This window comes from Haloferax sp. Atlit-6N, assembly GCF_003383195.1.
GTDB lineage: Archaea > Halobacteriota > Halobacteria > Halobacteriales > Haloferacaceae > Haloferax > Haloferax gibbonsii.
Genome location: NZ_QEQJ01000006.1, coordinates 135,133 through 161,077, shown reverse-complemented (window position 1 = coordinate 161,077; position 25,945 = coordinate 135,133). Strand labels below are relative to the sequence as shown.

Sequence of the window (25,945 nt, the reverse complement as noted above, 5' to 3'; positions counted from 1 at the left end):
TCTCCATAACTTATAGCGAGATAATCGCAAGACGACGGAGGGGTTGTAGCCCCAGAAGAACATCACGAATTCGATACTGTGGATTGTGCCTCTCGCCCGAACAGTCGGGCCGGCGCTCGCGTCGTCTGCCGGAACTCCACACGATTATGGGAGTCGGTGCCGTGGCCGGAGACGTGAACCGTAACGACCGCTCAATCGTCGCGTTGGTGATGCTCGCCCACGGGATGGTCCACACGTACGAACTGTCCATCCCCATCTTCGTGGCCATCTGGCTCGGGGAGTTCGCGAGCATCGACCTCGGCATCGCGACGATTCCCGTCACGACCGCCTCGCTGGGCGTGATGACCGGCCTCGGATTCGCGCTGTTCGGCCTCGGGGCGCTCCCCGGCGGCATCCTCGTCGACCGCGTCGGTTCCAAGCGCCTCATCGTCGCCTGTCTCCTCGGCATGGCCGGGTCGTTCGTCCTGCTCGCGCTGTCGCCGAACCTCGTCGTCGTCGCCCTCGCGCTCGTCGTCTGGGGCGCGGCGGCCAGCGTCTACCACCCCGCCGGGCTCCGGCTCATCAGCACCGGCGTCGAGGAACGCGGGACCGGCTTCGCCTACCACGGCATCGCCGGGAACCTCGGCATCGGTTTCGGCCCCTTCCTCACCGCGCTCCTCCTGTTGTTCTTCGACTGGCACCTCGTCGCCGGCGTGCTCGCGCTCCCGGCGCTCGTGGCCGCCGCGCTCGCTACCCGCGCCAACTTCGAAGAGCAGGCCGCGGTCGCCGCGACCGACGGCGGCGACGGGAGCGACACCGGCGGCGACGACAAAGCCGGCGCGGGCGTCTCCTCGTTCGCGGAACTGGTCTCGCAGTCGAAGCACCTGTTCGCCGGCGGGTTCGCGCTCGTCTTCGCGCTCGTGATGTTCTCGGGGCTCTACTACCGCGGCGTCACGACGTTCCTCCCGGACCTCCTCGGCTCGGTCATCGGCATCGAGCCGATACCCGTCTCCGAACTCCTCCCCGCCGCCCTCGCGTCCGGGTCGGCCGGTGGCGCGCCGACGCTCGACGTGGAACTGTTCGTCTACGCCGGTCTCCTGACGGTCGGCGTCTTCGGGCAGTACGTCGGCGGGAAGCTCACCGACCGCATCAGGACCGAACGCGGTATCGTCGCCGGCTTCGGCGCGCTCGCCGTCATCGCCGTCGCCTTCCTCCCCGTGGCGAGTCTCGGCGTCGGCCCGCTCCTCGCAGTCTGTGCGCTCCTCGGCTTCTTCCTGTTCATGGTCCAGCCGTTCTATCAGGCGACCGTCGCGGAGTACACGCCCGCCGGGCTCCGCGGGCTCTCGTACGGGTTTACTTACCTCGGCGTGTTCGGCGTCGGCGCGCTCGGCGGTGCCGTCGCCGGCTACATCCTCACCGTCGCCGATTCGACGGCGCTGTTCTTGGTCCTCGCCGGGTTCGCGACGGCCGCGACGCTCCTCGGCGTGACGTTGTTGCGACGGCGGCCGACGCCCGCCTGAGGGCGGTCGATCGGCCGAAAAAACAGTTTTTGACGGACGGGTTCGGTCCGGTCTCCGCGTCTCAGAAGAGTCGGAAGTAAATCGTCCGCCAGACGCCGAGCGCGACGGAGCCGAGCACCAGCATGACCGCGACGAACGTGAGTTCGACGCCGCCTTCGAAAAGCGGCGTCCAGCGAATCGCCATGCCGATGACGGTCGCCGCGAGCCACGAGCGAATGCCGAGCGGGACGGCCGACTTCGCCGACTCGGCCGCGCCCGGCGAGTACGCGCCCAACAGCGGGGCGGTGACGAGCCATCCGATGAGGAACGGGACCGAGGTGAGTACCCAGCCGACCGGGTCGGCCGAGAGGTACGACACCCCGTTGTGCTGAACCACGCCGACGGTGACGAGGAGGAAGATGGCGAGCACGTCGCCCACCGCGATGGGTAACGCCCCGGCATCGAGTCGCTCCTCTAAGAACGAAGTCGAGGTTGCCATAGGCGAGGATTCGTCGCCCCCCTAATGGCTTTCCCGCTTTTTTCCGACCACCGTGTACTCGAAGCCCCGTTCGACCACGTCGGCCTCGAACCCGACGCGTTCGAGAAAGCGCACGAGCTCGTCGGGCGCGGCGAACGCCGAGCCGAAGCCGACGACGCGCTCGGCGGCGACGAGCCCCCGCCCGAGGAGCGTCTCGGGGTCGAACTCGTTGACGGCGAACACCCCGCCGGGCGCGAGCACGCGGAAGACCTCCTCGGCGACCCCCCGCTGGTTCGGCATGTGGTGGAAGGCGTCCACGACGGTCACGGCGTCGAGGGAGTCGTCGGCGAAGGGAAGCCCTCGGGCGTCGCCGCGGACGCAGTCGAGGCCTCGTTCGCGCGCCCGACGGAGCATCCCGGCCGAGCGGTCGAGGACGATGCGCTCGGGAACGTCGAGCGCGAGGGTCGCCCGCCCGGAGCCGCCGCCGATGTCGACGACGCGCTCGACGGGGCGGTCGGCGCGGTCGAGCGCGGTCCCGAGCGCGCCGGGGTCGGCGGGCGGCATCACGAGGTCGTAAACGGGTGCGAAGCGGTCGAAGAACCGAACGTCGCCAGCGCCGTGCATGCCCGACTCCACGGCTCCGCCGGGGAAGGTTCTTGCGCGCGGCGGTCCCATCTCGGCCATGGAGTTCGACCTGCTCGGGTGGCCCGAAGACGGGCCGCGACTCCGCCTCGACTACCGGCGGTTCGCCTACGCGGGGAAGTTCGTCACCGCGGGGACGGGCAAGACGGTGTTCCGCGACCCCGACGCGCCCCTGCCGGCGCTCGACGACGACCGACCCGCGCCGACCGGCGGCCCCGATTCTCTGCCGCCGCTGGCCGAGGACGTGGTCGCCGCCGTCGCGTTCAACGAGGACCGAACGGACCCGACGACGCTCTGGCTCCGGTACGTCACGGTCCGGCGGGACCGCCGGGGCGACGGACTCGGTCCCGACCTCCTCCGCCGGACCTGCGAAGCCGCCGCGGACCGCGGCTACGAGACGGTCCGCATCGCCGCGAACAACCCCTTCGCCTACGAGGCGTGCCACAAGGCCGGGTTCGGCTTCACGGGCCGCGAGACGGGCGTCGCCGAGTTGGTGCTGGAGCGCCCCGCCGACGCGCCCGTCGCGGTCTCACGCGAGACGTACCAGTCCGGCCTCGACCGCTACCGCGCCCGCGACCTCGGTGACCCGGAGCGGTCGTTTCTCGCGGCGCGCGAGGGGGCGGAGCCGCCCGGAGTCGGCGGCGTTCACTCGGACGATTGAAACCCTCGGCCCCCGAAGGCCGAGCAAATGGGAAACGCAGACCTGCGGACGCTCGCCGCGCTCTCCGAGGTGTCGTTCGACGAGGTGGCCGGGAGCGTCGTCGCCGTCGACGCCCACAACTGGCTGTACCGGTATCTCACGACGACGGTCAAGTGGACGAGCTCGGAGAAGTACACGACGAGCGAGGGGAAAGAGGTCGCCAACCTCGTCGGCATCGTCCAGGGGCTCCCCAAGTTCTTCGAACACGACCTGACGCCCGTCTTCGTCTTCGACGGCGGCGTCACGGAGATGAAAGACGACGAGGTGGCAAAGCGCCGCGAACAGCGCGAGAAGGCCGAAGAACGGCTCGAAGCGGCCCGCGAGGCCGGCGACGCGGTCGAGGCCGCCCGGATGGAAGCGCGCACCCAGCGACTCACCGAGACGATTCAGGACACCAGCCGCGAACTCCTCTCGCTGCTCGACGTGCCCGTGGTCGAAGCGCCCGCCGAGGGCGAGGCGCAGGCGTCCTACATGGCCCGCAAGGGCGACGCCGACTACGTGGGCAGCGAGGACTACGACACCCTCCTGTTCGGCGCGCCCTACACGCTCCGACAGCTCACGAGCAAGGGTGACCCCGAGCTGATGGACCTCGACGCGACGCTCGACAAGCACGACATCACCTACGAGCAACTCGTGGACATCGCCATGCTCTGCGGGACCGACTTCAACGAGGGCATCACGGGAATCGGTCCGAAGACCGCCGTGAAAGTCGTCAAGGAACACGGCGACCTCTGGTCGGTCCTCGAAGCCCGCGGCGACAGCATCCCCAACGCCGACCGAGTGCGCGAGTTCTTCCTCGACCCGCCGGTCACCGACGACTACGACTACGACACGGACATCGACCCGGACGTGGCCGCCGCCCGCGAGTTCGTCACCGAGACGTGGGAGGTCGACCCTGACGAGGTCCACCGCGGCTTCGAGCGCATCGAGGAGTCGGTCACGCAGACCGGCCTTGACCGCTGGACGTAGGCCGCGCTCGCGCCGAGCCAACAGCCCGCCGACACGTTTACACGGGCCGGTTCGGAACTCCGGCGTGTGTCCCCCGACGACGCCCCTCCCACAGACGACTCTCCCTCCGACGAACCCTCCTCGCTCTCGCGTCGCCAACTGCTCGGCCTCGTCGGCGGCGCGGGCGCGGTCGGCGGAATCGGCTGGTTCAGGCCGACGTGGCTCCCCGACCCGATTACCGACTGGCTGACGACGCTGTATCCCAATCCACCGAGTAACTACGTCTGGCAGCCGCCGGTGAGCGACGACCACGCCGACGCGGCGGTGCAGCGACTCGAAGAGACTGTCGAGCAAGCGACGGAACTGCGTTCGCGAATCGACCTCGATTCGGTGGGCGAGGAGATGCGGTTTCACCTCCGCGGGTCGCCGGCGGGGGGTCACCTCGAATCTGCCAAAGAGGAACGAGACACCCGTGACCGTCTCTTCTCGGCAACCTACGGAATGCTGTTCGCCGGCGAAGCCGTCGGCTACGCGAAGATTGCACTCGGAGAGGAGGACCCGGAGGCCCGTCTCGAACGCGGCCGTGAACTGCGGGAGGCGAGTGACGCGGTTGCGGACTCCATCTCTGCGTACCGTGTCTCCGCCCCCGGCCGTGACCTCGGGTATCTCTACGCCATCGAACGCGAACTGGCCTTTGTGCGAATCAGTTCGAACTGGAATGGGACGTACGTCGGCAGCGACCCCGACTCGGTAGACGAGTACTCGCCCCACGGACTCGCGAACACGTGGGGGTCGCAGTTGCGGGCGGAACAACGACTCGAAAACGCACGACACTACCGAGAGCAGTATCGCTCGGGTCTCGGAGACGACCCACAGCCGCATCGCGAGCGACTGGACGACGCGCTTCTCGGCCTCCTCGCCGAAACCAACCGGTTCCCGAGACGTGACGAGATGCGGACGAAACTCGAAGACGAACTCGAACTCGACCGGTCGTCGCCCTACGGTGCTGCCCGCTGGGAGTTGTACACGCTCTGCTTCGACAACGGCTTCAGATTCTACGGCAACGACCTCCGACGAGACCTGACGGTCTTTCGCGTCGTGAAGACCGGTCAGGCCCTCCTCGCGCGACAGGCCCACGACTTCGCGCTCGACGCCCTCGACGTGGAACCCGGCGATACCGACTACGACTCCGGCCGGTCGTTCCGAGCGAAACGCCGAGCGATGCGCGACTTTCGGGCGACGCGCGACGAATACGACTCGAACTTCGCGGGCGTCGTCGCGAACGAGGCGGCGAGCATTATCCGCGGCGGCGACGTGGGTCTCGAAATCGGCGACGGGCCCGCGTGGAAAGAGCGCGTCGAATCGGCGGTGTACTACCTCGTCGGTGCCGGGATGATGCGCGAACTCGGGAACGTGGTCGAACCCGTCGTCAACCGCGACGCGACCTGACCGGCCGCGTTACGACACGTCCTCGATGGCATCCAGAAGCATCGTCGCGCCGAGGTCGATTTCTCGGTCCGTCACGTCGAGCGGCGGGAGGATTCGAAGCACCTTGTAGCCGCACGAGAGGGTCAGGAGGCCGCGTTTGAGGGCGGCTTCCTGCACGGCGTCGCGGCGTTCTTTGGTGTCGAACTCGACGGCGAGCAGCAGGCCCTTGCCGCGCACGTCGACGACGGTTTCGGGCGCGTCGTCGCGCAGCCGCTCGATGAACTGTCGGCCGCGGGCGACGGCGTTGTCGAGCAGGTCGTACTCCTCGATTGCTTCGAGGGTGAACACGCCCTGCATCGCGGAGACGATGTCGCCCGCGCCCCACGTCGAGGAGAGCCGCGAGGTCTCGTCGGGGAATATCTCGTCGTTCGAGATGGTCGCGCCGACGCGGAGGCCCTTCGCGCCGGTGATGATGTCGGGCTCGATGGGGTAGTGGTCGGAGCCCCACAGCTCGCCGGTTCGGCCGACGCCGGTCTGAATCTCGTCGGCGATGAGCGTCAGGTCGTAGTCGTCGACGACGGCGGCGAGCTCTTCTGCGAAGGCGTCCGACGGGAAGCGGTAGCCGCCCTCGCCCTGAATCGGTTCGACGATGACGTAGGAGACCTCGTCGGCGTCGATGTGGCCCTTCTTCGGGTGGAGCTTCTGCCGGAGCTTGGAGACGGCGGAGTCGCCGTCGGGGAAGAAGCCGCAGGAACACGTCTCGGGCGAGCAGGTCCGGTCGTCGCAGAACGGCACGTCGAGGACGCCCGAAATCTCGGGGAACTTGCGCCGGTAGACGGACTTCGAGCGGTTGAGCGAGAGCGCGCCGAGGGTGCGGCCGTGGAACGCGCCCTCGAAGGTGACGCCGTACTTCGCGCCGTCGGCGTGGTCGTAGGCGATTTTGATGGCGTTCTCGACCGCCTCGGCCCCGGAGTTCGACAGGAACACCGTGTCCATCCCGTAGTGGCTCGTGAGGTCGGTCAGTTTGTCCATGAGCGCCGCGGGGCCGGGAAGCCGCTCCTCGCCGGGCGCGGAGCCGTCGCTGACGTAGAAGTCCTGGCCGGCGATTTTCGTCGGGTCGACGAGGTCGAACTCGGCCATGCGGTCCATGACCTTCGGGTTGTTGTAGCCGAGCGGGGCGGCCGCGACGTGGCTCGTGAAGTCGAGGAGGACGTTGCCGTCGACGTCGGTGCAGAAGGGCCCCTCGGACTCCGCCGTGATGTCCCAGACGAAGTCGTAGACGTACGTGCTCGGCGCGGCGTGCTCGTGGTGGTACTCGACCCACTGGCGCGCTTTCTCGCCGGGCATCGAATCGACGCGTGGCACCGCCGTCTCTCGGTCCATGCGGCTCGGTACGGAGACACGTGTGTTAAGATATTCGTTATTAATGGTGCAATATCGGCCGGGGCGCGGTCCAGTCGGTCGGTTTCGCCGCGCGAGAGGACGCCTTCGACGGCCGAACGTGACGGTGTGGCGTCGTGACCTGTCGCTCCCGCGATAGGCTTTTGACGCCTCCGCGTCCGTGTTGGGTATGGCTCTCCCCGACATCCAGCGTTCCCGCGCGATGTGGTGGTCGCTCGCGTTGGTCCTCGCGGGCGCGCTCGCCTACGTCGTCTACTCTTTTATCGGGACGTTCGTCTTCGGTCTCTTCATCTACTACGCCACGCGACCCATCTACCGGCGGATTCGGAGGCGGGTGAAGCCCCCAAGCCTCGCGGCGGCTGTGGCGCTTTTCGCCCTCGCGCTCCCCGCGCTCGGACTCGTCGTCTACGCCGCGACCATCGCCCTCCGCGAGTTCCTGAAATACGCCGACCAACTCTCCTCCGACGAGGTGCCCATCGACCTCGAAGCCTACGGCATCGACCCCACGCTGCTGGAGGGAATCGCCAGCCCGCAGGCGCTGTTGGAGTACGACTTCCGGTCAGTGTTGACTCCCGAAGCGATCAGCTCGGTGTTCGATTCGCTGAGCGTCGCCGCCAACACCTTCGCGTTCCTCGGTATCGGCGCGATTCACCTGTTCGTCATGATCGCGTTCGCGTTCTATCTCCTCCGCGACGGCCACCGACTCCGCCGGTGGGGCCAGTCGATGTTCGCCGACGACCACGGTATCCTCGAAGCCTACATGCGCGGCGTGGACCGCGATTTCAACAACATCTTCTTCGGCAACATCCTGAACGCCATCCTCACGGGCACCATCGGGGTCATCGCGTACTCGCTTTTGAACGTTATCGCGCCCATGGGCGTCAACATCCCCGCACCGGCGCTTATCGGCCTGCTCGCCGGCGTCGCGAGCCTCATTCCCGTCGTCGGGATGAAGCTCGTCTACGTCCCCGTCGCTGCCTACATGGCTCTCGAAGCGACGATTGCCAACCCGCCCGGGTTCTGGTTCGTCCTGCTTTTCGCCGCCGTCTCGTTCGTCATCGTGGACACGATTCCCGACCTCGTGCTCCGGCCGTACGTCTCCGGACGGAGCCTCCACGTCGGGGCCGTGATGCTCGCCTACACGTTCGGCCCGCTCCTGTTCGGCTGGTACGGCATCTTCCTCATGCCGATGATACTCGTGCTGTTCGTGAACTTCGTCCGGCTCGTTCTACCGGAGCTCCTGGCGGGAAAGCCGATTCGGCCGTACATGGTCGACCCCGGACATCTGGTCGACGGCCCGCCGGTCGAGGAGTTGACGGCCGACGAGGCGGACGACGAACCGCGAGAAACAGCCGCGACCGACCGGCCGGAAGTGAGCGAATCGGACGAGCTAGAGACGTTTACCGACCGAGACGAGAAATCGAGTCGTGACTCACGGTCGCCGTCCGACGCCGGCGTGGACGGGTAGTCCGAGTCGCCCGCTCACGCTTCGAAGTCTTCGGGGACGTACTCCGCTTCCCACTCGTCGCGGGCCTTTATCTCGCGGCGACCGCGGCGGGTGAGCGTGTAGTAGTTGGTCCGGCGGTCGCGCTGGCCCTTGTCGACCAGCCCCTTCTCGACGAGCGTGTCGAGGTTGGGGTAGAGCCGCCCGTGGTGAATCTCCTTTTCGTAGTAGGCTTCGAGTTCTTCTTTGATGGCGAGTCCGTGCGGCTCTTCGAGACCCGCGATGACGTACAGCAGGTCTCGCTGGAATCCTGTCAGGTCGTACATCGGTAAATTCGACTCGTATGTTACTGTCTAATTCAGATAAGCATATCGGCCTCGACCGACGATTCTCCCTCGAAAACCCGCTAGTCTCCGAGATACTCCGTCAGCAATCATGTAGTCCAAATTACTAATCTCCCGAAGTTGCCGTTTCGATGTCCGGATATGTCCACAACTGGACGGCTCGGGCGCAGTAAGCGAGTAGATTGTTAAGTGTTATCAATGAACAATCACACGACTATCCAAAACGGAAATCCGAGGCGAGATGGCGGCGTCACCGCTCTCGGAGCGACTGGCGGCGGGTCGAACACGTAGCTCGTGTGATGAGACCGAGTTGACGACTCGGATGGCCACCGAGAACGGCTGGGGCCGGGGCCGGGACCGGAAGCCGGAGCCGGAGCTCGGATGTGACTCGAACGCGGCACGAATGGAACAGTCGCTCTCGGGTCGTAGCTTCGCGCAGAAGGAAAGCAAGCCGTGCCGGAAATCTCCGGCACGGCATGCCGCCCTGAATTGGTCCCCGCTGACGCTTCGGCCCTCCAAAGCGAAGCGTCACTATCGGCTACTGTTCGGTTTCACTTAAAGATAACGACGCGTGCCAAACATTGACAATTCGGCTAACTGTCCGTCTGAGTGGCACGCACGCGCCGAATTCCGGAAACGATGCGGTTCCGCTCTACTCGAAGATTTATGTTATGAAACTCACATATGTTCCTCTTCCAGGACCCAGCCGAGCGCCCGCTTATAATGGGTCATGAGCTTTCTGACCCCCTCGTGTCGCATCTCGTCGGAGTCGAGTTCGTCCTTCAGGAACTCGTACTGCTCTCGGACCTCGGATTCGCTTCGCATATGCCGACGGTGGGCCGCCGGACGTATGTAGCCCGGCGGTCGTCTCGGCTGGCGACCGCTCGCGGCCGCGTCGACTCGCCTCGTCCCTGATGCCTTCGCGTCGGGTCGCCGTGCTTTTGCGCCGCCGGGTCGAATCCAGTCGCATGGAGATACGCGGCGAGCGCGAGTGCAAGGAGTGCGACCACCGGTGGTCGTACTACGAGACGGGAAGCGTATCGTGCCCGCAGTGCGGGAGCCTCCGGAGCGTCGGTGTCGGCGACAGGGAACGCCACACCGCCATGCAGGTCGACCTCGACCTCTCGGCGCACCGGTCGGCCGTCGGCGACGGGTCGATTCGCGACGCCGCCCCGGCGTTGAAGTCCGACCTCCGCGACTACATCCGGCAGACGGGCTACATCCGCGGGGGCGAACTGCTCCCCCTCGGCGACACCCCGCTGGCGGCTCACGAACTGCTCCACGCGGTCGACGTGGTCGCCCGGTCGAACCGCCCCACGGACGACGAACAGTTCTACGTCATCACCCTGCTCCGCCGCGCCGACGAGGGAGAGCGCCCCGACCCCGACGCCGTGCCCGACTCGATGGCCGACGCCCGCGGCCTCGCCTACGCCGAGGCCATCGACGCCTACTGCCGCGACCTCTCGACGTGGCTCGACGACAACCCGAACCCCGAGGTCAGGACGACGCTCGAAACCCTCTCGAACCATCGCAAGCGCGTCGAAGCGCTCGACGGGGCCGTCTCGCTTTCGGAGTCCGAGGCGCTCGTCGCGGCCGCCCGCGAGATACACACCGCGCTCGTCGACGACGACCTCGACGCGCTCGCGTCGGCCCGCGACACGCTCGCGGCGCTGTTCTGACGCTCCCGAACGTTTTTCCTCCACGACGACCCTTCGCCGACGATGACTGCCGGATTCGACATCCACGACGTGCGCCACCGGGTGAAACTGCTCCGCGACGACGGCGACACGATGCTCGTCGAGAACCGCGATGGCGTGGCCTGTCCGGCCTGCGGCGACGACTTCTCGCAACTGCTCATCTCCGACCGAAACGCGCACAGTTTCGACGTGGACGCCGACACCCGGTTCTGCGTTCGGCGGGACGACGACCGACTGCTCGTGGCGACCCACGAGTGAGAAAAAATCGCGGTCGAACGGGCCTCAGCGCCCGAGCAGAAACCGAATCAGCCCGCGGTCCAGCGTGTCCTCGGGGAGCGTCTCGAACCACGCCACGTCGGCGATGGCCTCGTCTTCGAGGCCGGGGTCGTCGGTGAGGTCGCCCGCGACGGTCGCCTCGTAAATCGCGAATCGAAAGCTCGCGGCGTCCCCACCGTGGTGGAACGACTGCTCCGTGACGACTCGGAGCGCGCCCGCGTCGGCGTCGAGGCCGGTCTCCTCGGCGACCTCGCGGACCAGCGCCTCGCGCCTCGTCTCGCCGGCTTCGACCCCGCCGCCGGGGAGGACCCACTGGCCGTCCTGCCGGACGAGAAGCACCGCGCCGTCACGCTCGCGCTCGCAGAGCGCGCCGACGCCCCATTCGAGGCCGCCTTCGATACGCTCGACGGCGCGGGCGAACGCCTCGGCGTCGAGGTCGTGGCGGTTCCGACGCCGGATGACGCCGTCCACGTCGTACGTCCACTCGCCGTCGATGTCGGCGTCTGACGGGGGACTCACGTCCCGAACTCAGGGAAGGTCCACGTCGACGTCCTCGGCCTCGGCGGCGGCCTTCACGGTGTTCCAGAGGAGCATCGCGCGGGTCATCGGGCCGACCCCGCCGGGGACGGGCGTGATGGCGCTGGCCTTCTCCTTCGCGGAGTCGAACTCCACGTCGCCGACGAGTTCGTAGCCCTTCTCGTTGTCCGCATCGACGCGGTTGACGCCCACGTCGATGACGACGACGCCCTCCGAGAGCATGTCGCCGGTGACGAGTTCGGGGACGCCCGCGGCGGCGACGACGATGTCGGCCTCGCGGGTCTTCGCGGCGAGGTCGTCCGTGCGCGAGTGGCAGACCGTGACCGTGGCGTTGCCGCCCTCGGCCTTCTGGATGAGCAGGTTCGCCATCGGCTTGCCGACGATGTCCGAGCGGCCGACGACGACCACGTCGGCGCCCTCGGTCTCCACGTCGGCGGCGGCGAGGAGCTTCTGGACGCCGTGGGGCGTACAGGGCTTGAAGCGGGCGTCACCGGCGACGAGGCGGCCCACGTTCTCGGGGTGGAAGCCGTCGACGTCCTTGGCGGGGTCGATGCGGCGGAGGACCGTCCGGTCGTCGACGTGGTCGGGGACGGGCATCTGGACGAGGATGCCGTGGACCTCGTCGTCGTCGTTGAGGTCGTCGACGAGCGAGTACAGCTCGTCGGCGGGCGTCTCGGGGTCGAGTTCGTAGTCGAACGCCTCGATGCCGACCTCCTCGCAGTCGCGCTGTTTCATCGAGACGTACGTCTCGCTCGCGGGGTCGTCGCTCATCAGCACGGTCGCGAGCCCCGGCTTCACGCCGGCCTCGTCGAGCGCGTCGATGGCGTCGGAAAGCCCGTCGCGAATCTCCTCGGCGACGGCGTTGCCGTCGATGATGGTCGTCATTGTCTCAGACAGCGCGCCCCGCCCATTTCAAAGATTCGGATTCGTGCGTATTCTCGGTCGTGATGGAGTCAAAATATGCACAAACGTGGACACAAGCAGTCATCCGAAAAGTAAGTTTACGGCGGCCACCGCGACGCCCGCGAGCGCCATCCGCAGGCCGGCGACGTACCACCGCTGGTCCGATATCGACCCCATGTACGCGCCGAACGAAAAGAGGATACTCGTCCCGAGGCCGACCGAGGCGAGCGTCGCCCACGTCATCGACAGCAGCGTGCCGACCGCGAGGAACGGGAGCAGCGGGACGACGATGCCGACCAAGGGACCGAGTCCGCTCGCGGCCGCGTTGATTCCCCGCGCGGCGACCTTGTCGCGTTCGACCGCGGTCCCGCCGAGGTCGGTCAGCATGGCGTCTTCGATGCGGCCCAACTCGGCTCGCTTCTCGGCGCGCTCTATCTCCCAGACGCTCCAGACGCCGGAGGTCGTCAGGCCCACCGCCGCGCCGACGCCGATTTTCACGACCGTCAGCCCCTCCGTGACGCCGGTGAGGTACGCGCCGATGACGAGCCCGATGCAGGTCAGCGCCCCGTCGAAGCCGTTCGAGACGAAGTACCGGCGGGAGATGGCGCGGACGCGGTCGTCGCGCAGGAGCGAAGCGAGGCGAGCCGACATCACGACGACGACGGGTCCTGCGGCTGGTCCCGGTACTCGACCAGCGTCTCGCCCGCAACGACCTCGTCGACGGAGTGGACCGTCCCCCCGAGGTCGCGAATCCGTCGTTCCACCTCGTCGTCGTCGACGGCCTCTCCCTCCACGACGAGTCTGAGGTTCTGGACCTCGCGGTCGGTTTCGAGGAGCGTCGCGTTCACGCCGGCCACGCCGGCCGCGTCGGCGACCTCGCGGGCGAACTCGACCGTCGACGGCGAGTGCGGTTTCAACACGTCGAGAACGAGCCGACGAATCGGAGCCATGTCGAGTGGCGATACGGCGGCGCGGCTAATAGTGTTACTCGACAGAGGGGTTTGAAAACCGGGCGAGCGGAACCGCGATAGTTCCGTCTGGACCCTTACTCGTACAGCGGGTTCGCGTCGCAGAGTTCCTGCACGCGCTCGGAGACGTCCGCGAGCACGTCGTCGTCCTCGGGGGCGTCGACGACCTTCACGATGAGTTCGCCGACTTCGCGAATCTCCTCCTCGCCGAAGCCGCGGGTGGTGAGCGCGGGCGTGCCGGCGCGGATGCCGCTGGGGTTGAACGCCGAGCGCGTCTCGCCGGGGACGGTGTTCGCGTTCAGCACGATACCCGTCGATTCGAGGGCCTCCTCGGCGGTGCCGCCGGTGAGGTCGGGATGCGAGTCGCGGAGGTCGACGAGCACGAGGTGCGTGTCGGTGCCGCCGGAGACGACGCTGAGACCGTGGTCCTGGAACGTCTCCGCGAGGACCTTCGCGTTGTCGACGACCTGCTGGGCGTACTCCTCGAAGGCGGGTTCGAGCGCCTCTTTGAAGCCGACCGCCTTGCCGGCGATGTTGTGCATGAGGGGGCCGCCCTGACCGCCGGGGAAGACGGCGCTGTCGATGTCGGAGGCGTACTCCTCGTCGCACATGATGATGCCGCCGCGACCGGCGCGGATGGTCTTGTGGGTCGAGCCGGTGACGAAGTCGGCGACACCGACCGGCGAGGGGTGGACGCCGGCGGCGACGAGGCCCGTGATGTGGGCGATGTCGGCGAGGTGGAGCGCGTCCACGTCGTCTGCGACCTCCTGAATCGTCTCCCACTCGACGGCGCGCGGGTACGCTGAGTAGCCGGAGACGATGATGTCCGGCTCGAATTCCGCGGCCTTCTCGGCGAGCTGGTCGTAGTCGATGTAGCCGCTTTCGGCGTCGACCTCGTACTGTTCGACGTCGTAGAGCTTGCCCGTGAAGTTCGCGGGGTGACCGTGGCTCAGGTGGCCGCCGTGGGTCAGGTCCAGCGAGAGAATCTTGTCGCCGGGTTCGAGCATGGCGAGGTAGACGCCCATGTTGGCCTGCGTGCCGGAGTGCGGCTGCACGTTGACGTGCTCTGCGCCCCACAGTTCCTTCGCGCGCTCGACGGCGAGGTTCTCCACGTCGTCGGCGTACTCACAGCCAGCGTAGTAGCGCTTGCCGGGATAGCCCTCGGCGTACTTGTTCGTCAGCGCGCTCCCCTGCGCTTCGAGGACCGCTTCGCTGACGTGGTTCTCCGAGGCGATCATCGCGAGCGTGTCGCGCTGGCGTTCGACCTCGCCGTCGAGGGCGTCTGCCACGGCGGGGTCGACGTCGCGGACGTGGCTGTAGTCCATACGTAGTATCCGGTCCAATTACGGCATAAATGTGTCCCATTTGGCTACGCCTGCCGGTGTTGTGTTGCACGCCCGTGTATATTCTGTGGTGTGCTACCGTGAACAGATACACGAACGCGCGATACCGACCGTCTCCGACGTGTTCCCGAGCCGAACTGACTGCCGAGGCCGACCGCCGCGGGCGACAACTCCCGGACGCACGGGGTTCTCGGTTCGCCATCGATTTTCCCGCTCGCCGATAGGGGTAAAATTTCTGAAACGAAATGCTCAATTCGCGCGATACAGCGTTGGTACAACTTGATTTCGAATACGTTCTGCCGGTCGTCTTGCGTTAATATTAAATATATTACTGGCGATATTCAAGCTATGGCTATTCGTTCTAATCTACTCGCTGAGGGGGTAGGAGACATCATCAAGTCCGTCCTTTCCTCGTCGGAAGACGAGGTGTTGGTCGCGAACCCGACCGCCGAGGTCATCGAAGGGCTCGTCGCCGTGGCGACCGACATCGACGGCGACCTGCCGGAGATCCGTCTCGTCGCCGACGAGGGCGTCCTGAAGGACGTGCTCGACGACTTCATCGTCGCCTCCAACGCCGCGAACCTCGTCGCCGAAGGCGCGCTCTCGATGCGGACCGCCGACGACGAAGTCGAGAACACGCTGTTCGTCACGCCGAACTCGGTCGTCGCGCTCGTCGCCGCCGGTGACAAGGTCGCCGGCCTCGTCACCGACGACGAGGCGTTCGTCGAAACGGCGTTCGAGGCCCATCAGGCCCACTGGGAAGCCGCGCCCGAATTCAAGCTCCGGACCCCGCCGCTCTCGCGCGTCCGCGAGACCCTCGGCGAGGACATCGGCGAAGAGACGCTCGCCGACTTCGACGCCGTGCTCGCTTCGCTGTCGTCGGCTCGCGGCGACGGCGACGGCCTCGACGAAGTGACTATCTCGCTTCTCGTCGCCGCCCGCAACGAAGTTCTCCTCTACGACATCTCGAAGTGGGGCGAGGACGTGGGCATCGCCAGCAAGGCGACGTTCTCCCGGACGAAGACGAAGCTCGAAGAACTCGGCCTCATCGACACCGAGAAAGTACCCATCGACGTCGGTCGCCCGCGGCTCCGCCTGAAGCTCGGCGCGGACGAGCTCGTCGCCGCCGCCGCCGACGAACTGGCCGACGAGGCCCAGAAACTGCTCGACGCGTAGCCGACCGCGACCCCCTCGCTTTTTCCCGCCGCCGCCCCTCGTCGCGCGCATGAACATCGGACTCGTCGGGAGCGGTCCCGCCGCCGAGTCGATTCGCGCGGCGTGCGCCGACATCGACGCGACGGTCTCGGAGACGACCCCCGACTCGCTCGGTTCGTTCGACCTCGGCTTCGTCGTCGCCGCGGCCGGCAGCGACGCCTTCGACGCGGCCGACGAAGCCGCTTCGAGATGGCTCGCCGTCGAAATCGGCGGTGTCGGCGGCCACCCCGTGGACGACCTTGACGCGGCCGTCTCGGCGTTCGACCCCGCCAGCGCCGACTTCGCGGACCTCCGGGCGCGCGTCGCGTCCACCACGGAGTCAGAGGGACGCCCCGGCGGTGACCGCGCGGCCGTCCGACTCGCCGGCGCGGTGGCCGGGCGGCGCGGTATCGCGCTCCTCTCGGGCGACGACGTGGCCGGGACCGTCGTCGAAGTCCCCGGTCCCGAGCGGTCGTTCCTCCCCGCGCCGTCGCCGATGGAGCGGGACCGAACCCTCGACCGCGACTTCCGCGCCGTGGAGTTAGACGACGCGCTCGCGCGGGCCGAATCGGCCGTGGACGACCGCGTCGGCATCGTCACGCAGGTCGGCGAGCGCGAGTCGTTCCCGCTGCCGTACTACGTCGCGCAGACGGCGGACACGACGGTCTACGCCGACGCTCGGGCGGCCGAACTCGCCGGCGGCGCGGCCGCCGGCTGGGACGAGGCCTACATGAAGGCGCTCGGCGAGGCGCTCGAACGCTACTCGGCGGGCGTCTACCGCTCCAGCGAGTTCGCCGTCGCGCCCGCGGCGTCTCGGCCGGCCGCGGTGCCGCCGAGTCGCTTCGTCAGACCCGACTCCTTTCGCGACCCCGACCCCGAGGAGCCGATTCAGTGGGTCGAAGGCGAGGACCTCGCGACCGGCTCGACCGTCTCGCTCCCGGCGGAGTTCGTCCACTACCCGCCGCCGTCCGAGCGACACAAGCCGTCGATTACGACCGGGCTCGGCCTCGGCAACTCGGGGACCGAGGCGATTCTCTCGGGGCTCTACGAGGTCGTCGAGCGCGACGCGACGATGCTCGCGTGGTACTCGACGTTCGACCCGCTCGGACTGGACGTGACCGACGAGACGTTCGAGACGCTGGCGGCCCGCGCCCGCTCGGAGTCCCTAGAAGTGACCGCGCTCCTCGTGACGCAGGACGTGGACGTGCCGGTCGTGGCGGTGGCCGTCCACCGCGACGGCGAGTGGCCGAAGTTCGCGATGGGCTCCGGCGCGGACCTCGATGCGAACCGCGCCGCTCGCTCCGCGCTGGCCGAGGCGCTCCAGAACTGGACCGAACTGCGCGGCATGGGACCGGAGCAGGCCGCGACGCAGGGCGGCGCGATTGCGACCTACGCCGACTTCCCGAAGCCGGCTCGGACGTTCGTCTCGCCGGACGCGACTATCCCAGCGGACTCGGTCGGCCCCGACGAGGTCCCCGAAGGCGCGGCCGAACTCGACGCGGTCGTCTCGGCGGTCACGGACGCCGACCTCGACGCGTACGCGGCGCGGACCACCCCGCGCGACGTGGAACGACTCGGCTTCGAGGCGGTCCGCGTGGTCGTTCCGGCCGCACAGCCGCTTTTCATCGGCGAGCCGTACTTCGCCGACCGCGCCGAGTCGGTGCCGCGAGACCTCGGCTTCGAGCCGCGACTGGACCGCGAGTTCCACCCGTTCCCGTAGCTGGCGGGTCCCGGGGGTCGCGGGCGTCAGAGCTGACAGCCGGCACGGGCGGCCGCGTGGCAGGCGGGGGCCTTCGTATCCGCGCGCCGGTGTGCCGGACACCCGCAGGCCGCCGCGCGGCGTGAGTCACAGAATAGCGGCGTTGGCCGCGGCTCGGTACTTGAAGCTTCGCCGGAGGAGAAAACGAGGGGTCGGAACGCGGGAGACTGCGGGGCGGTTAGACGCCGAACGTCGCGCGGAGCATGTCGCGGCTCCCCGGTCCGAGGCCGACCGCGAGGACGGCGATGAGGAGCAAAATCGCGTAGCGCGGGCTGTCCTCGAATATCTGCTCGTCGAACACCCAGACGACGGCGGTCGCGGCCACGAGCTTGACGAGCAGGAACGGCCACGCGTCGCCCGTGACGGCCAGCACCGACTCGGGGAGCGTGGAGGCCGTGAAGTCGACAACCGCTTGATTCACCGGGTGCTTCGGGACGAGGTTGTTGCCCGCGCCGAGCGCGACCATCCAGTCGAGGCCGATGACGTTCGCCACGCCGTCGATGGCGTGGCCCCAGATGACGACGAGGCCGATGTATCCCGTTCCCTCGTTGACCTCGGGGGCGAAGCGCTCGACGAGCCACCACGTCGCCGCGGTGACGAGCGTCGCGCCGACGAGGATGACGACGAGCACCTGCGGGTAGAACGTCGCGCCCTGCGCGCCGGTGAGGCCGGCCCACAGGAGGTAACCGACCGCCACCGCGAGCACCGCGAGGCCGGCCCCGAACAGCGGTTTCACGTAGTCGTCGACGAGCCCCCGCCGTTCGGCGAAGACGCTCGCGACGACGGCGACGAGCGTGATTGCGAAGACGGTCACGTAGATAACCGGGCTGATGACGAGCGTGTTCAGCGGGTAGCTGATGAGCGCGTCGGCGACGCCGGGCGAGTCGTTAGCGTCCTCGACAACGCGGAACGCGCCGCCGAACAGCATGAACGGGAAGAGCGCGTAGAAGAACCGGGGGCTCTCGCCGATGTCGAGGCGGCGGAGGAGGAACACGACGCCCGAGAGCGCGATGACGAGCGTGACCATGTAGCCGACCTCGGAGACGAGGGTGTAGCCGGGGTACGCGACGGGTTCGGCCGCGGCGGCGCAGGCCGACGCCGTGTCGAGGTACTGCGTGGCGCCGTTCGCCCGAATCGCACAGACGGCCGAGTTCGCGTCGGCTTGGACGGGGCCCCAGAAGTAGTGCCAGATGAAGCCGTCGTAGACGACGCGAGGGAACGCGAGCGACCCGCCGACGAGGGCGACGAGGATGGCCGCGACGCCGAGCCCCCAGAGGCGCTCGGGGTCGAGACCCATTCGCTCTGCTACCGTTGCCATAGGCGATACCCCGACGGCGGGCCTGTTGAGGGTTCCGGTCTCTCGCATCCGTCGCGCACGCCTCGGCGCGGCGAGTCCGCGTCGTGGCGAGTCCGCGTCGCAGCGAGGTGGCGCTCCGCGGCGGGCGTGGTTCAGTCCTCGTCGTCGGGGTCGCGAATCGGAAGCACCGGGTCGTCGTACTCGGTCCCGAGGATGACCATCGTCTGGGACCGCGAGAACCCGTCGAGCTCGGCGATGTGGTCGAACATGAGCTCGCGCAGGGCGTCTGTGTCCTCGGCGTACACTCGGAGCATCACGTCCCACTCGCCGGTGGTGAGGTCGATTTCCTGGACGCCCTCGATGTCGCGAAGCTGTTGGAGCGCCTCCTTCTCGCGACCCTGCTTGACCCGGAAGCCGACCAGCGCGGAGGTGCCCAGGCCGACCTGCCGCGGGTCGACGTGGGCGTGGTAGCCCTCGATGACGCCGGCGTCTTCCATCCGACCGACCCGGTCGTGAACCGTCGCGCTCGACATGTCGATTCTGCGGGCGATTTCGCTGAACGGGGTCCGCGCGTCTTCCATCAGAATCCGGAGAATCGCCCGGTCCGTCGCGTCGAGGTCCATGCTATCCTTTCTGATGGGGGGTGACTTCGCACTTGCGGATGGGAAGCACGCTCGCGCCCGCGGCGAGCGCGTCCGGTTCCGGGTTTCGTCCGTCTACCGCTCGTCGATTTCGCGGGCCGCCTCCAGCACGACGTCGTGGACGCGCCCGTTCGAGGCGACGAGTCCCGCCGAATCGTGTCGCCACTCGTTGCCGTCGAGGTCCGTGACCGTCCCCCCGGCCATCCGGATGAGGTGTGCGCCGGCGACCGAGTCCCACGGGTTCGCCCGCTTGTTCGTGATGACGCCGTCGAGCGACCCGTCGGCGACGTACGAGAGCACGACCTGCATGCTCCCGTAGCGACGGAGGTCGCCGAAGCGCGTCACGATGGCGCGGGCCGCCGCGGCGTACTCGTCGCGGACGTCGTAATCCCACCAGAACGTCGGACAGACCGTACACGTCTCGGGGTCGTCGCGCTGGCTCACCGAAATCTCCTCGCCGTTGCGGTAGGCCGCCTCGCCGTCGGCCGCGTAGCAGTCGTCGAGGGCGGGCAGGTAGTTGGCCGCCGCGACGGGGTCGCCGTCGCGGACGGCGGCGACCGAGGTCGCCCAGACCGGCACGTTGCGCACGAAGTTGTTCGTCCCGTCGATGGGGTCGACGACCCACGCCGGTCCCGACTCGGGAACCGACTTGAGTTCGTCGTCCTCCTCGCCGACGATTGGGTCCTCGGGAAACGCCCCGCGGATTCGCTCGACGACGCGGCGCTGGGCGTCCTTGTCGGCCTGCGTGACCACGTCCGTCTTTCCGTCTTTCGTCTCGACGGAGATGCCGGTTCTGAAGGCGCGCCGCGCGACTGCGCCGCCGTCGCGGGCCGCGCGCTGTGCCCGGTCCGCCCGGGCGTCGAGTTCGTTCATGGGCGTGACAGGACGGGGAGGCGCCTATATCCACCGACCCGACGCCGACGCGGCCCGGTGGCTTATGTCGATGGACGGTTTACCTCGTGTCGTGTCAGACGCTATCGACCTCCCGGCGCGGGTCCGCGAGTCGCTCGCGGCGTCCTTCGACGACGCCAGAGCGGCGGTCAGAGCCGGCGACGCCGAAACCGCGCTGGAACACGTCGAGACGGCGTCCCGCGTGCTCGGCCACAAGGTTCCGCCGAGCCCGCTCAAGGAGAAACTCCGGCACGGCGTCGCGGCCGTCGAGCGCACCGCGGCCGACGAACCGCTCGTCGCCTCGGAGTACCTCCGGCTCATGAGTCAGTTGGTCCGGCCGTAGCGTCGCCGCCATGGCGACCCGAGCCCGACGCGTCGCGGACTGCGTCGTCCCGCCAGACGGCCGGCTCGCTCGGGGGTCGGAAAACGGGAAAAGCCAGAATCCGCAATTAGAACCCGGACGGAAGACGTTTTCCGCAGCCCTCACGACCGTTTCGGCTTGCGCCGAGTTCCCGAACTCCGATTTCTCGTGGTCCGGTACTTGGTCTTCCCGCCGCTCGCTCGCAGAGCGGTTTACGGGGCTGTTTCGGTTCCTCTTCGGCACTTTGACCTCGTCTTCCTGTTACGAAAGACTCGGTGTTCGTGTCGATTCCATTCCTCCGCGTCTTGCGATGCGTACCGTCGTCGACGCCTTTCACGTCGTCCGACAGATTCGGTTTGGTCGTCCGGTGCGTCCTTGCGCTTCCGGCAACACTACAGTAGGCCCGGGAATATAATGAATGTTTCTGATAGATTCTGGACTGTCCGGAGAAGCTGATAGTTCGGTCGACGGAACGGTGGTCACGCTCGTCGCCGAACGTCGTCCTCGGTCGGCCCCCTTCCGGCGCTTTTCACCGGAAACCCGGTCTGTTCATGATGAATCGTTCGGAATGTGGGCGGCGGCGCTGTGGTGGCGGCGTAACCGGGAGACGACGGAGACAGAAGAGAACGCGTCCGCGGTCGAGCGACCGGGTTTATACCGGGGTTGCGGGCCGCCTCGGCGTCCCGCTTTTCTCCCGCGGGGTGAGATGCACTCGCCGCTCGGCACGTCGTTTCTCGCGATAAGTGCGAGGGGAGGGATTTGAACCCACGGACCCCTACGGGAGCGGATCTTGAGTCCGCCGCTTTTTCCTGACTTAGCTACCCTCGCGCGTACTCAAGTACGACAGGGGGACCGCTAAAACGTTGCGAAACGTCAGACGAGACCGCCGAACTGCTCGACGACGAGGAGGCCGCCGACGGCGATGCCGACGACGCCGGCCGCGGCGCGGAGGACCCGCGTTCCGCCGACCGCCATCGAGCGGCCCCAGAGGTACGAGACGGTCGCCATCGTGGCGATGGTCAGGAGGCTGAACGCCGCGAGGAACGCGACGGCCTGCCCCACCGCGGGCGCGGTCGAGACCATCGCGATGACGAGCGCGCCGCTGCCGGCGAAGCCGTGGAGGACGCCGACCCCGAACGACTCGTCGTGGACGTGCGTGTGTTTCGTCCCGAACGCGACGTTCCCGAGCGAGAGGTGTCGGTGGACGCCGCTGTCGTGGTCGTGGTCGCGGAGCGTCGGCACGGAGACGCCGGCGGCCCGGAGAAGCATCCGCGCCCCGAGGAGGACGAGAATCGCACCGACGACGACTTCGAAGAAGTGCGTCACCGACTCGGGCAGGCGGACGCCGAGCGCGACGAAGGTGAGACCGACGACGGCAATCGGAATCGAGTGCCCGACGCCCCACGAGGCGCCGACGATGCTCGGTCGGTCGTCGTCTTCGACCATCGTCGCGACGGCGGCGAGGTGGTCGGCTTCCAGCGCGTGCCGGACCCCGATAACCCCGCCGGCCACGAGTGCTGATGCGAGTGCCATACGCTCGAAAGGACGAATCGCGGTAAATAGGTCAGGGGTCCCGGCGGGTACTCCGACCCGGTCGGAGCCTACTCCGGCCGCCACTCGCAGGACGCGCCGGTCGTCAGCCCCGCCGCGTCGATGTGCGACGAGAGGCACGCGTAGTTGCAGAACGCGCCCGCCGGCACGCGCTCGCCGGCTTCGAGTTCCGCCACGAAGACGGGGTCGTGACGCCGAACGTCGCTTCCGCAGTAGGTGCACTCGATTGCGTCCGTCACGTCCGACCGTTGTCGCGCTCGCACGAAAAAGTTGAGCGCCCGGTGTCGCCACCGATGGAGTTACCGGCTTCCCGGTCGCCCTGACTCACATGGACGAACACACCCGCGACCCGAGCGTCGCCCCGCCGCTCGGCAACCCGACGGGGTGGAACGACGAACTGCGGCTGTGGGAGCACGCGACGCTCCGCCGGGCGGTCGAACACGGCGTCCGCCTGTTCAACTCGGGTGATTTCCACGAGAGCCACGACTGCTTCGAAGACGAGTGGTACAACTACGGCGCGGGGACCGCGGAAAGCGCCTTCCTCCACGGGATGGTGCAGGTCGCCGCCGGCGCGTACAAGCACTTCGACTTCGAGAACGACGCGGGGATGCGGTCGCTGTTCGAGACGGCGCTTGAGTACATCCGCGGCGTTCCGAGCGACTTCTACGGCGTCGGCGTGGACGACGTGCGCGAGACCCTCCGGGCGGCGCTGGACGACCCGACGGCGCTCCACGGCTGGCAAATCGAACTCGACGGCCACCGGGCGACCGCCTACCCCGCCGACTACGAGTACGTCGAGGGACTCGACCACTAACCGCGTCGGGCCGCGGTCTTCGCCCGCCACGAACCGTCCCCGCCGACTAACACGTCCGCGAAAGCGGCGCGAACCGGGAGAATCTAAAGGTCCATTAGCGTCCAGTTCTAGGAACCGGCAATGCGAATCTACGAACTCGGTGACGGCACGCCCGAAGTGTCTGTCGTCGGGTCGATCCACGGCGACGAACCGTGCGGCGCTCGCGCCATCGAGCGGTTCGTCGCGGAGGACCCCGACGTCGAGCGTCCGGTGAAGCTCATCGTCGCCAACGAGGAGGCGCTGGCGGCGGACGAGCGCTACCTCGACGAGGACCTCAACCGGGCGTTTCCGGGCGACCCAAACGCCGAGAGCCACGAGCGACGCCTCGCCCACGACCTCGGCCGCGAGGTCCGCGGCACCACCGCGTTCTCGCTTCACTCCACCCAGTCGTACGCCGAACCGTTCGCCATCGTGGACACGGTCGACGCCATCTCCCGGTCGATTCTCCCCCGGCTCCCGGTCGACGTGGCCGTCGAGACGAACCACTTCGCGGAGGGCCGACTCATCGAGCACGCCCACACCATCGAGGTCGAAGCCGGCCTCCAGAAGTCCGACGAGGCGGCCGACAACGCCTACTGGCTCATCCGGGCGTTCCTCACCGCGACCAACGTTCTCCCCGCCCCCGCGGTTGCGAGCGACGGGAGCGGCGAGCTCGACGAGGAGTCCGAGTCGCAGACCGAAGACGACCGCCTGAAACTCGCGATTCCGGAGGAGAACAGCATCGACGTGTTCCGCCTGCTCGAACGGCTTCCCAAGCCGCCGGCGGACCAGTACGAGGTCCACGCGACCAACTTCGAACCCGTCGCCGCCGGCGAGACGTTCGCCCGCGCCGACGCCGAGCAGTTCGTCGCAGACCGCGACTTCTACCCCATTCTCCTCTCCGCGTACGGCTACGCGGACATCTTCGGCTACGCCGGCGACAAAGTCGGCACGCTCCCGTAGTCGGCAGACCGTCTCGTCTCTCCGCGCTACGCGTCGTCCTCGCCGAGGATTCGAGCGGCCGCCTCGGCGACCGATTCGACCGCCGCCGGGTCGTCGCCGGGACCGTCGTCGCCGACGTGGTACGCCTCCCACCCGGCGTCTCGCGCCCCGACCACGTCCTCGTCGTAGGTGTCGCCGACGTAGACGTAGTCGTCCGCGGGGAGCGCGGTCTCCGCGGCCTCGAAGATTCCCGAATCGGGCTTCCGAGAGGCGACCGCGGGGTCGTTCGAGACGACGACGGCGTCGACGACGCCCGCGAGGTCGTGGCGTTCGAGCTTCGCCCGCTGGACCGCCGGCGCGCCGTTCGTGAGAATCCCCGTCGGTCGGCGGTCGGCGACGCGGACGAGCGCCTCGCGGGCCGACGCGGGGACCGTCGTGGCGGCGAGTTCGGCCTCCGCGTAGCGCGCCACGAGCGCCTCCGGGTCGTCGCCGATGTCGAACTCGTCGGTGATCGCCTCGAAGCCGACCGCGTAGGGGTCCACGGCGAGGTCCTCGAACGCGTCGAAGAAGACGGAGAGATACCGGTCGTAGGCACCGTCCGGAGCGTCCGGCACCGCGCGGTCGAAGATGGTCTCGAAGTCGGCGGTGTAGCGGAGGAGCGTCAGGTCGAGGTCGAAGAAGACGGCGGTCGTCATATCAGGGCCAGCGGCCGGGAACCACAAAAACCCCTACTCGTCGGCGGGCTCGAACTCGACGAGCGTCAGGTTTCGGTCGAGGTGGCAGTGGTCGTGCGGCGGGTCGCCGAGCACGTCGCTGATGCGGTACTCCTGGTCGAACTCGGCACCCTCGGGGACGCAGTACTCGTGGCTGGGGCACTCGGTGTGCGGACACGGGCCCTGCAGGCTGGCCTTGCTCCCGGCGTACGCCCCCTTCGAGGGGACGTTCGCCGTGACCGGTGCCGGTTCGACCTCGACGGCGCGGACGCCCTCGTCGTGGACGGCGCAGTCGAGGACCTGCGTGTTCTCGCGCACGCCGAGGACCCGGTAGCGGACGCCCTCGGTGAGGTTGAGGCACTGCTGGCGGTATGGACACCCCTCGCAGGCGCTCGATTCACCGTGGTAGACGAACTCGGTGCCGGGGTCGGTCAGGCGGGCACCGACAAGCGTGACGGAGGTCATAGCGGTGGTTCTCCTGCGAGGTGGTTAAGGCTCCCGCCCGGTCAGCTCGTCGAGCTTCTCGAAGTAGTCCTCGCGGGGGACTTGGTAGGCGCTCCGGTAGTCTATCTCGCCGTCCGAAAAGCGCCCGGCGATGTCGGTCGCGCCCTCGACGGCCGCCTCGCGGGAGTCGAACTCCTCGACGACGACCTCGATTTCCGGTTCGAGATAGAGCACCGCGTGCCACGTCTCGGTGCGTATCTGCGTCGCGCCCGGGCGGTTCGCCCGCGACCCGTTCCACACGAAGACGGTCGGCATGCACTCGGCGGGAAAGGCGCTCTCGTTGAACACGTCGGGGCGGAACGCGAGGATGCGCCGACCCTCGTGTTCGTCGTTCCAGAGGGTCCACCCGTCGGGGAGGTCGGTCATGGGTGCGCTAGTCCGCCGCGCGTCCTAAGCCTTCCCGCTTCCGCGCCGAGGGGCGGCCGTCTCGACCCGGCTCGAAGCGCGTGGTTCGGGCCTCGAACGCGACCCATCGGAGACGACATGAATCCCAACCGACCCGATTAACGACACCGACAGTCGACTGAACCGCCGATTAAATCGACACACTTCGGCTGGTTGGAGGGTCACGGGACGTGGTACGTATCTGGATTGGTTGGCGTTCGAGACAATTTGTTGACTACTTTCAGAGAAAGCGTTATATGTTAACGTCTCTCATTGATTGGTAGTCTCG

Annotated in this window: 30 protein-coding genes and 1 tRNA gene; 12 read left to right on the top strand and 19 right to left on the bottom strand. The window is 67.8% G+C overall.

Annotated elements, in window-relative coordinates:
• Positions 1 to 146 precede the first annotated feature (146 nt).
• Positions 147 to 1,499, top strand: coding sequence for an MFS transporter (locus DEQ92_RS18415; protein WP_004974373.1), 1,353 nt, complete (start codon positions 147 to 149; stop codon positions 1,497 to 1,499).
• A 61-nt stretch (positions 1,500 to 1,560) separates the two neighbouring features.
• Here DEQ92_RS18415 and DEQ92_RS18410 read toward each other — a convergent pair whose 3' ends face one another.
• On the bottom strand, positions 1,561 to 1,977 hold the full coding sequence (locus DEQ92_RS18410) for a DUF3054 domain-containing protein (protein WP_115804980.1): 417 nt from the start codon (positions 1,975 to 1,977) through the stop codon (positions 1,561 to 1,563).
• A gap of 21 nt (positions 1,978 to 1,998) precedes the next feature.
• On the bottom strand, positions 1,999 to 2,580 hold the full coding sequence (locus DEQ92_RS18405; RefSeq protein ID WP_050459949.1) for a class I SAM-dependent methyltransferase: 582 nt from the start codon (positions 2,578 to 2,580) through the stop codon (positions 1,999 to 2,001).
• A 58-nt stretch (positions 2,581 to 2,638) separates the two neighbouring features.
• Here DEQ92_RS18405 and DEQ92_RS18400 point away from each other — a divergent pair, with 58 nt between their 5' ends.
• The 3 genes from DEQ92_RS18400 (at position 2,639) to DEQ92_RS18390 (ending at position 5,695) form a co-directional block, all read left to right on the top strand.
• Positions 2,639 to 3,259, top strand: a complete 621-nt coding sequence (locus DEQ92_RS18400) for a GNAT family N-acetyltransferase (RefSeq protein WP_050459809.1) — start codon at positions 2,639 to 2,641, stop codon at positions 3,257 to 3,259.
• 27 nt (positions 3,260 to 3,286) lie between these two features.
• Entirely contained in the window at positions 3,287 to 4,267 is a 981-nt protein-coding gene (fen, locus tag DEQ92_RS18395; RefSeq protein ID WP_115804982.1) for a flap endonuclease-1, read from the top strand.
• A 66-nt stretch (positions 4,268 to 4,333) separates the two neighbouring features.
• Positions 4,334 to 5,695, top strand: coding sequence for a transcriptional initiation protein Tat (locus DEQ92_RS18390; RefSeq protein WP_115804983.1), 1,362 nt, complete (start codon positions 4,334 to 4,336; stop codon positions 5,693 to 5,695).
• A gap of 9 nt (positions 5,696 to 5,704) precedes the next feature.
• Here the strand turns inward: DEQ92_RS18390 and DEQ92_RS18385 are convergent, their stop codons facing one another.
• Entirely contained in the window at positions 5,705 to 7,057 is a 1,353-nt protein-coding gene (locus DEQ92_RS18385; protein ID WP_004974387.1) for an aspartate aminotransferase family protein, read from the bottom strand.
• Positions 7,058 to 7,277: 220 nt separating this feature from the next.
• Here DEQ92_RS18385 and DEQ92_RS18380 point away from each other — a divergent pair, with 220 nt between their 5' ends.
• The gene (locus tag DEQ92_RS18380) at positions 7,278 to 8,543 is read left to right on the top strand and encodes an AI-2E family transporter (RefSeq protein ID WP_115805455.1); all 1,266 of its coding nucleotides are present in this window, start codon (positions 7,278 to 7,280) and stop codon (positions 8,541 to 8,543) included.
• A 14-nt stretch (positions 8,544 to 8,557) separates the two neighbouring features.
• Here the strand turns inward: DEQ92_RS18380 and DEQ92_RS18375 are convergent, their stop codons facing one another.
• Together DEQ92_RS18375 and DEQ92_RS23965 are read right to left on the bottom strand one after the other, a co-directional pair.
• Positions 8,558 to 8,845: a PadR family transcriptional regulator gene (locus tag DEQ92_RS18375; RefSeq protein ID WP_004044685.1), complete on the bottom strand. Its 288-nt coding sequence runs from the start codon at positions 8,843 to 8,845 to the stop codon at positions 8,558 to 8,560.
• Positions 8,846 to 9,541: 696 nt separating this feature from the next.
• Entirely contained in the window at positions 9,542 to 9,688 is a 147-nt protein-coding gene (locus tag DEQ92_RS23965) for a hypothetical protein (RefSeq protein WP_004974390.1), read from the bottom strand.
• 143 nt (positions 9,689 to 9,831) lie between these two features.
• Here DEQ92_RS23965 and DEQ92_RS18370 point away from each other — a divergent pair, with 143 nt between their 5' ends.
• Together DEQ92_RS18370 and DEQ92_RS18365 are read left to right on the top strand one after the other, a co-directional pair.
• The gene (locus tag DEQ92_RS18370; protein WP_004974393.1) at positions 9,832 to 10,542 is read left to right on the top strand and encodes a hypothetical protein; all 711 of its coding nucleotides are present in this window, start codon (positions 9,832 to 9,834) and stop codon (positions 10,540 to 10,542) included.
• Between the two features lie 42 nt (positions 10,543 to 10,584).
• Entirely contained in the window at positions 10,585 to 10,818 is a 234-nt protein-coding gene (locus DEQ92_RS18365; RefSeq protein WP_004974397.1) for a hypothetical protein, read from the top strand.
• 24 nt (positions 10,819 to 10,842) lie between these two features.
• Here the strand turns inward: DEQ92_RS18365 and DEQ92_RS18360 are convergent, their stop codons facing one another.
• The 5 genes from DEQ92_RS18360 to glyA form a co-directional block, all read right to left on the bottom strand.
• Positions 10,843 to 11,355, bottom strand: a complete 513-nt coding sequence (locus tag DEQ92_RS18360; protein WP_115821206.1) for an NUDIX hydrolase — start codon at positions 11,353 to 11,355, stop codon at positions 10,843 to 10,845.
• A 9-nt stretch (positions 11,356 to 11,364) separates the two neighbouring features.
• Positions 11,365 to 12,258, bottom strand: a complete 894-nt coding sequence (gene folD, locus DEQ92_RS18355) for a bifunctional methylenetetrahydrofolate dehydrogenase/methenyltetrahydrofolate cyclohydrolase FolD (protein ID WP_004974400.1) — start codon at positions 12,256 to 12,258, stop codon at positions 11,365 to 11,367.
• A 99-nt stretch (positions 12,259 to 12,357) separates the two neighbouring features.
• Positions 12,358 to 12,927 carry a VIT1/CCC1 transporter family protein gene (locus DEQ92_RS18350; RefSeq protein WP_115821205.1) on the bottom strand — a complete coding sequence of 190 codons (570 nt, stop codon included), beginning with the start codon at positions 12,925 to 12,927 and terminating at the stop codon, positions 12,358 to 12,360.
• Positions 12,927 to 13,226, bottom strand: coding sequence for a DUF211 domain-containing protein (locus DEQ92_RS18345; protein WP_004974404.1), 300 nt, complete (start codon positions 13,224 to 13,226; stop codon positions 12,927 to 12,929). Before DEQ92_RS18345 ends, DEQ92_RS18350 begins: the two co-directional genes overlap by 1 nt.
• Before the next feature lie 95 nt (positions 13,227 to 13,321).
• A complete protein-coding gene (gene glyA / locus DEQ92_RS18340; protein ID WP_004974406.1) occupies positions 13,322 to 14,569 on the bottom strand; it encodes a serine hydroxymethyltransferase in 1,248 nt (415 codons plus the stop codon).
• A gap of 366 nt (positions 14,570 to 14,935) precedes the next feature.
• Here glyA and tbsP point away from each other — a divergent pair, with 366 nt between their 5' ends.
• Both tbsP and DEQ92_RS18330 read left to right on the top strand, forming a co-directional pair.
• Positions 14,936 to 15,763 carry a transcriptional regulator TbsP gene (gene tbsP / locus DEQ92_RS18335; RefSeq protein WP_050459801.1) on the top strand — a complete coding sequence of 276 codons (828 nt, stop codon included), beginning with the start codon at positions 14,936 to 14,938 and terminating at the stop codon, positions 15,761 to 15,763.
• Between the two features lie 49 nt (positions 15,764 to 15,812).
• The gene (locus DEQ92_RS18330) at positions 15,813 to 17,501 is read left to right on the top strand and encodes a YcaO-like family protein (RefSeq protein ID WP_115821204.1); all 1,689 of its coding nucleotides are present in this window, start codon (positions 15,813 to 15,815) and stop codon (positions 17,499 to 17,501) included.
• A 217-nt stretch (positions 17,502 to 17,718) separates the two neighbouring features.
• Here the strand turns inward: DEQ92_RS18330 and DEQ92_RS18325 are convergent, their stop codons facing one another.
• From DEQ92_RS18325 to DEQ92_RS18315, 3 genes are all read right to left on the bottom strand, one after another.
• The gene (locus DEQ92_RS18325; protein ID WP_004974411.1) at positions 17,719 to 18,837 is read right to left on the bottom strand and encodes a DUF63 family protein; all 1,119 of its coding nucleotides are present in this window, start codon (positions 18,835 to 18,837) and stop codon (positions 17,719 to 17,721) included.
• 152 nt (positions 18,838 to 18,989) lie between these two features.
• On the bottom strand, positions 18,990 to 19,460 hold the full coding sequence (locus DEQ92_RS18320; RefSeq protein ID WP_004974414.1) for an Lrp/AsnC family transcriptional regulator: 471 nt from the start codon (positions 19,458 to 19,460) through the stop codon (positions 18,990 to 18,992).
• A 93-nt stretch (positions 19,461 to 19,553) separates the two neighbouring features.
• Positions 19,554 to 20,351 (bottom strand): inositol monophosphatase, encoded by a 798-nt coding sequence (locus tag DEQ92_RS18315; RefSeq protein ID WP_115804985.1) that lies wholly within the window; start codon positions 20,349 to 20,351, stop codon positions 19,554 to 19,556.
• Between the two features lie 91 nt (positions 20,352 to 20,442).
• On the opposite strand from DEQ92_RS18315, the gene DEQ92_RS18310 reads away from it, so the two are divergent.
• Positions 20,443 to 20,712, top strand: coding sequence for a hypothetical protein (locus DEQ92_RS18310; protein ID WP_050459798.1), 270 nt, complete (start codon positions 20,443 to 20,445; stop codon positions 20,710 to 20,712).
• Between the two features lie 762 nt (positions 20,713 to 21,474).
• Here the strand turns inward: DEQ92_RS18310 and DEQ92_RS18305 are convergent.
• The 3 genes from DEQ92_RS18305 to DEQ92_RS18295 all read right to left on the bottom strand — a co-directional run bounded on the left by DEQ92_RS18305 (position 21,475) and on the right by DEQ92_RS18295 (position 22,520).
• Positions 21,475 to 21,558, bottom strand: a tRNA-Leu gene (locus DEQ92_RS18305).
• Between the two features lie 45 nt (positions 21,559 to 21,603).
• On the bottom strand, positions 21,604 to 22,263 hold the full coding sequence (locus DEQ92_RS18300) for a sulfite exporter TauE/SafE family protein (protein ID WP_050459797.1): 660 nt from the start codon (positions 22,261 to 22,263) through the stop codon (positions 21,604 to 21,606).
• A gap of 68 nt (positions 22,264 to 22,331) precedes the next feature.
• Positions 22,332 to 22,520 (bottom strand): hypothetical protein, encoded by a 189-nt coding sequence (locus DEQ92_RS18295; RefSeq protein WP_049905042.1) that lies wholly within the window; start codon positions 22,518 to 22,520, stop codon positions 22,332 to 22,334.
• Positions 22,521 to 22,609: 89 nt separating this feature from the next.
• Between DEQ92_RS18295 and DEQ92_RS18290 the strand changes: the two genes are divergently transcribed.
• Both DEQ92_RS18290 and DEQ92_RS18285 read left to right on the top strand, forming a co-directional pair.
• Positions 22,610 to 23,095 carry a DUF309 domain-containing protein gene (locus DEQ92_RS18290; RefSeq protein WP_115804987.1) on the top strand — a complete coding sequence of 162 codons (486 nt, stop codon included), beginning with the start codon at positions 22,610 to 22,612 and terminating at the stop codon, positions 23,093 to 23,095.
• A 120-nt stretch (positions 23,096 to 23,215) separates the two neighbouring features.
• Entirely contained in the window at positions 23,216 to 24,076 is an 861-nt protein-coding gene (locus DEQ92_RS18285) for a succinylglutamate desuccinylase/aspartoacylase family protein (RefSeq protein WP_004974426.1), read from the top strand.
• A 26-nt stretch (positions 24,077 to 24,102) separates the two neighbouring features.
• Here DEQ92_RS18285 and DEQ92_RS18280 read toward each other — a convergent pair whose 3' ends face one another.
• From DEQ92_RS18280 to DEQ92_RS18270, 3 genes are read right to left on the bottom strand one after another with little or no spacing between them, the layout of a single operon-like run.
• A complete protein-coding gene (locus DEQ92_RS18280; RefSeq protein ID WP_115804988.1) occupies positions 24,103 to 24,750 on the bottom strand; it encodes an HAD family hydrolase in 648 nt (215 codons plus the stop codon).
• Positions 24,751 to 24,783: 33 nt separating this feature from the next.
• Positions 24,784 to 25,233 (bottom strand): UPF0179 family protein, encoded by a 450-nt coding sequence (locus DEQ92_RS18275; RefSeq protein ID WP_004974429.1) that lies wholly within the window; start codon positions 25,231 to 25,233, stop codon positions 24,784 to 24,786.
• 24 nt (positions 25,234 to 25,257) lie between these two features.
• A complete protein-coding gene (locus DEQ92_RS18270) occupies positions 25,258 to 25,638 on the bottom strand; it encodes a DUF5820 family protein (RefSeq protein ID WP_004974432.1) in 381 nt (126 codons plus the stop codon).
• Positions 25,639 to 25,945 lie beyond the last annotated feature (307 nt).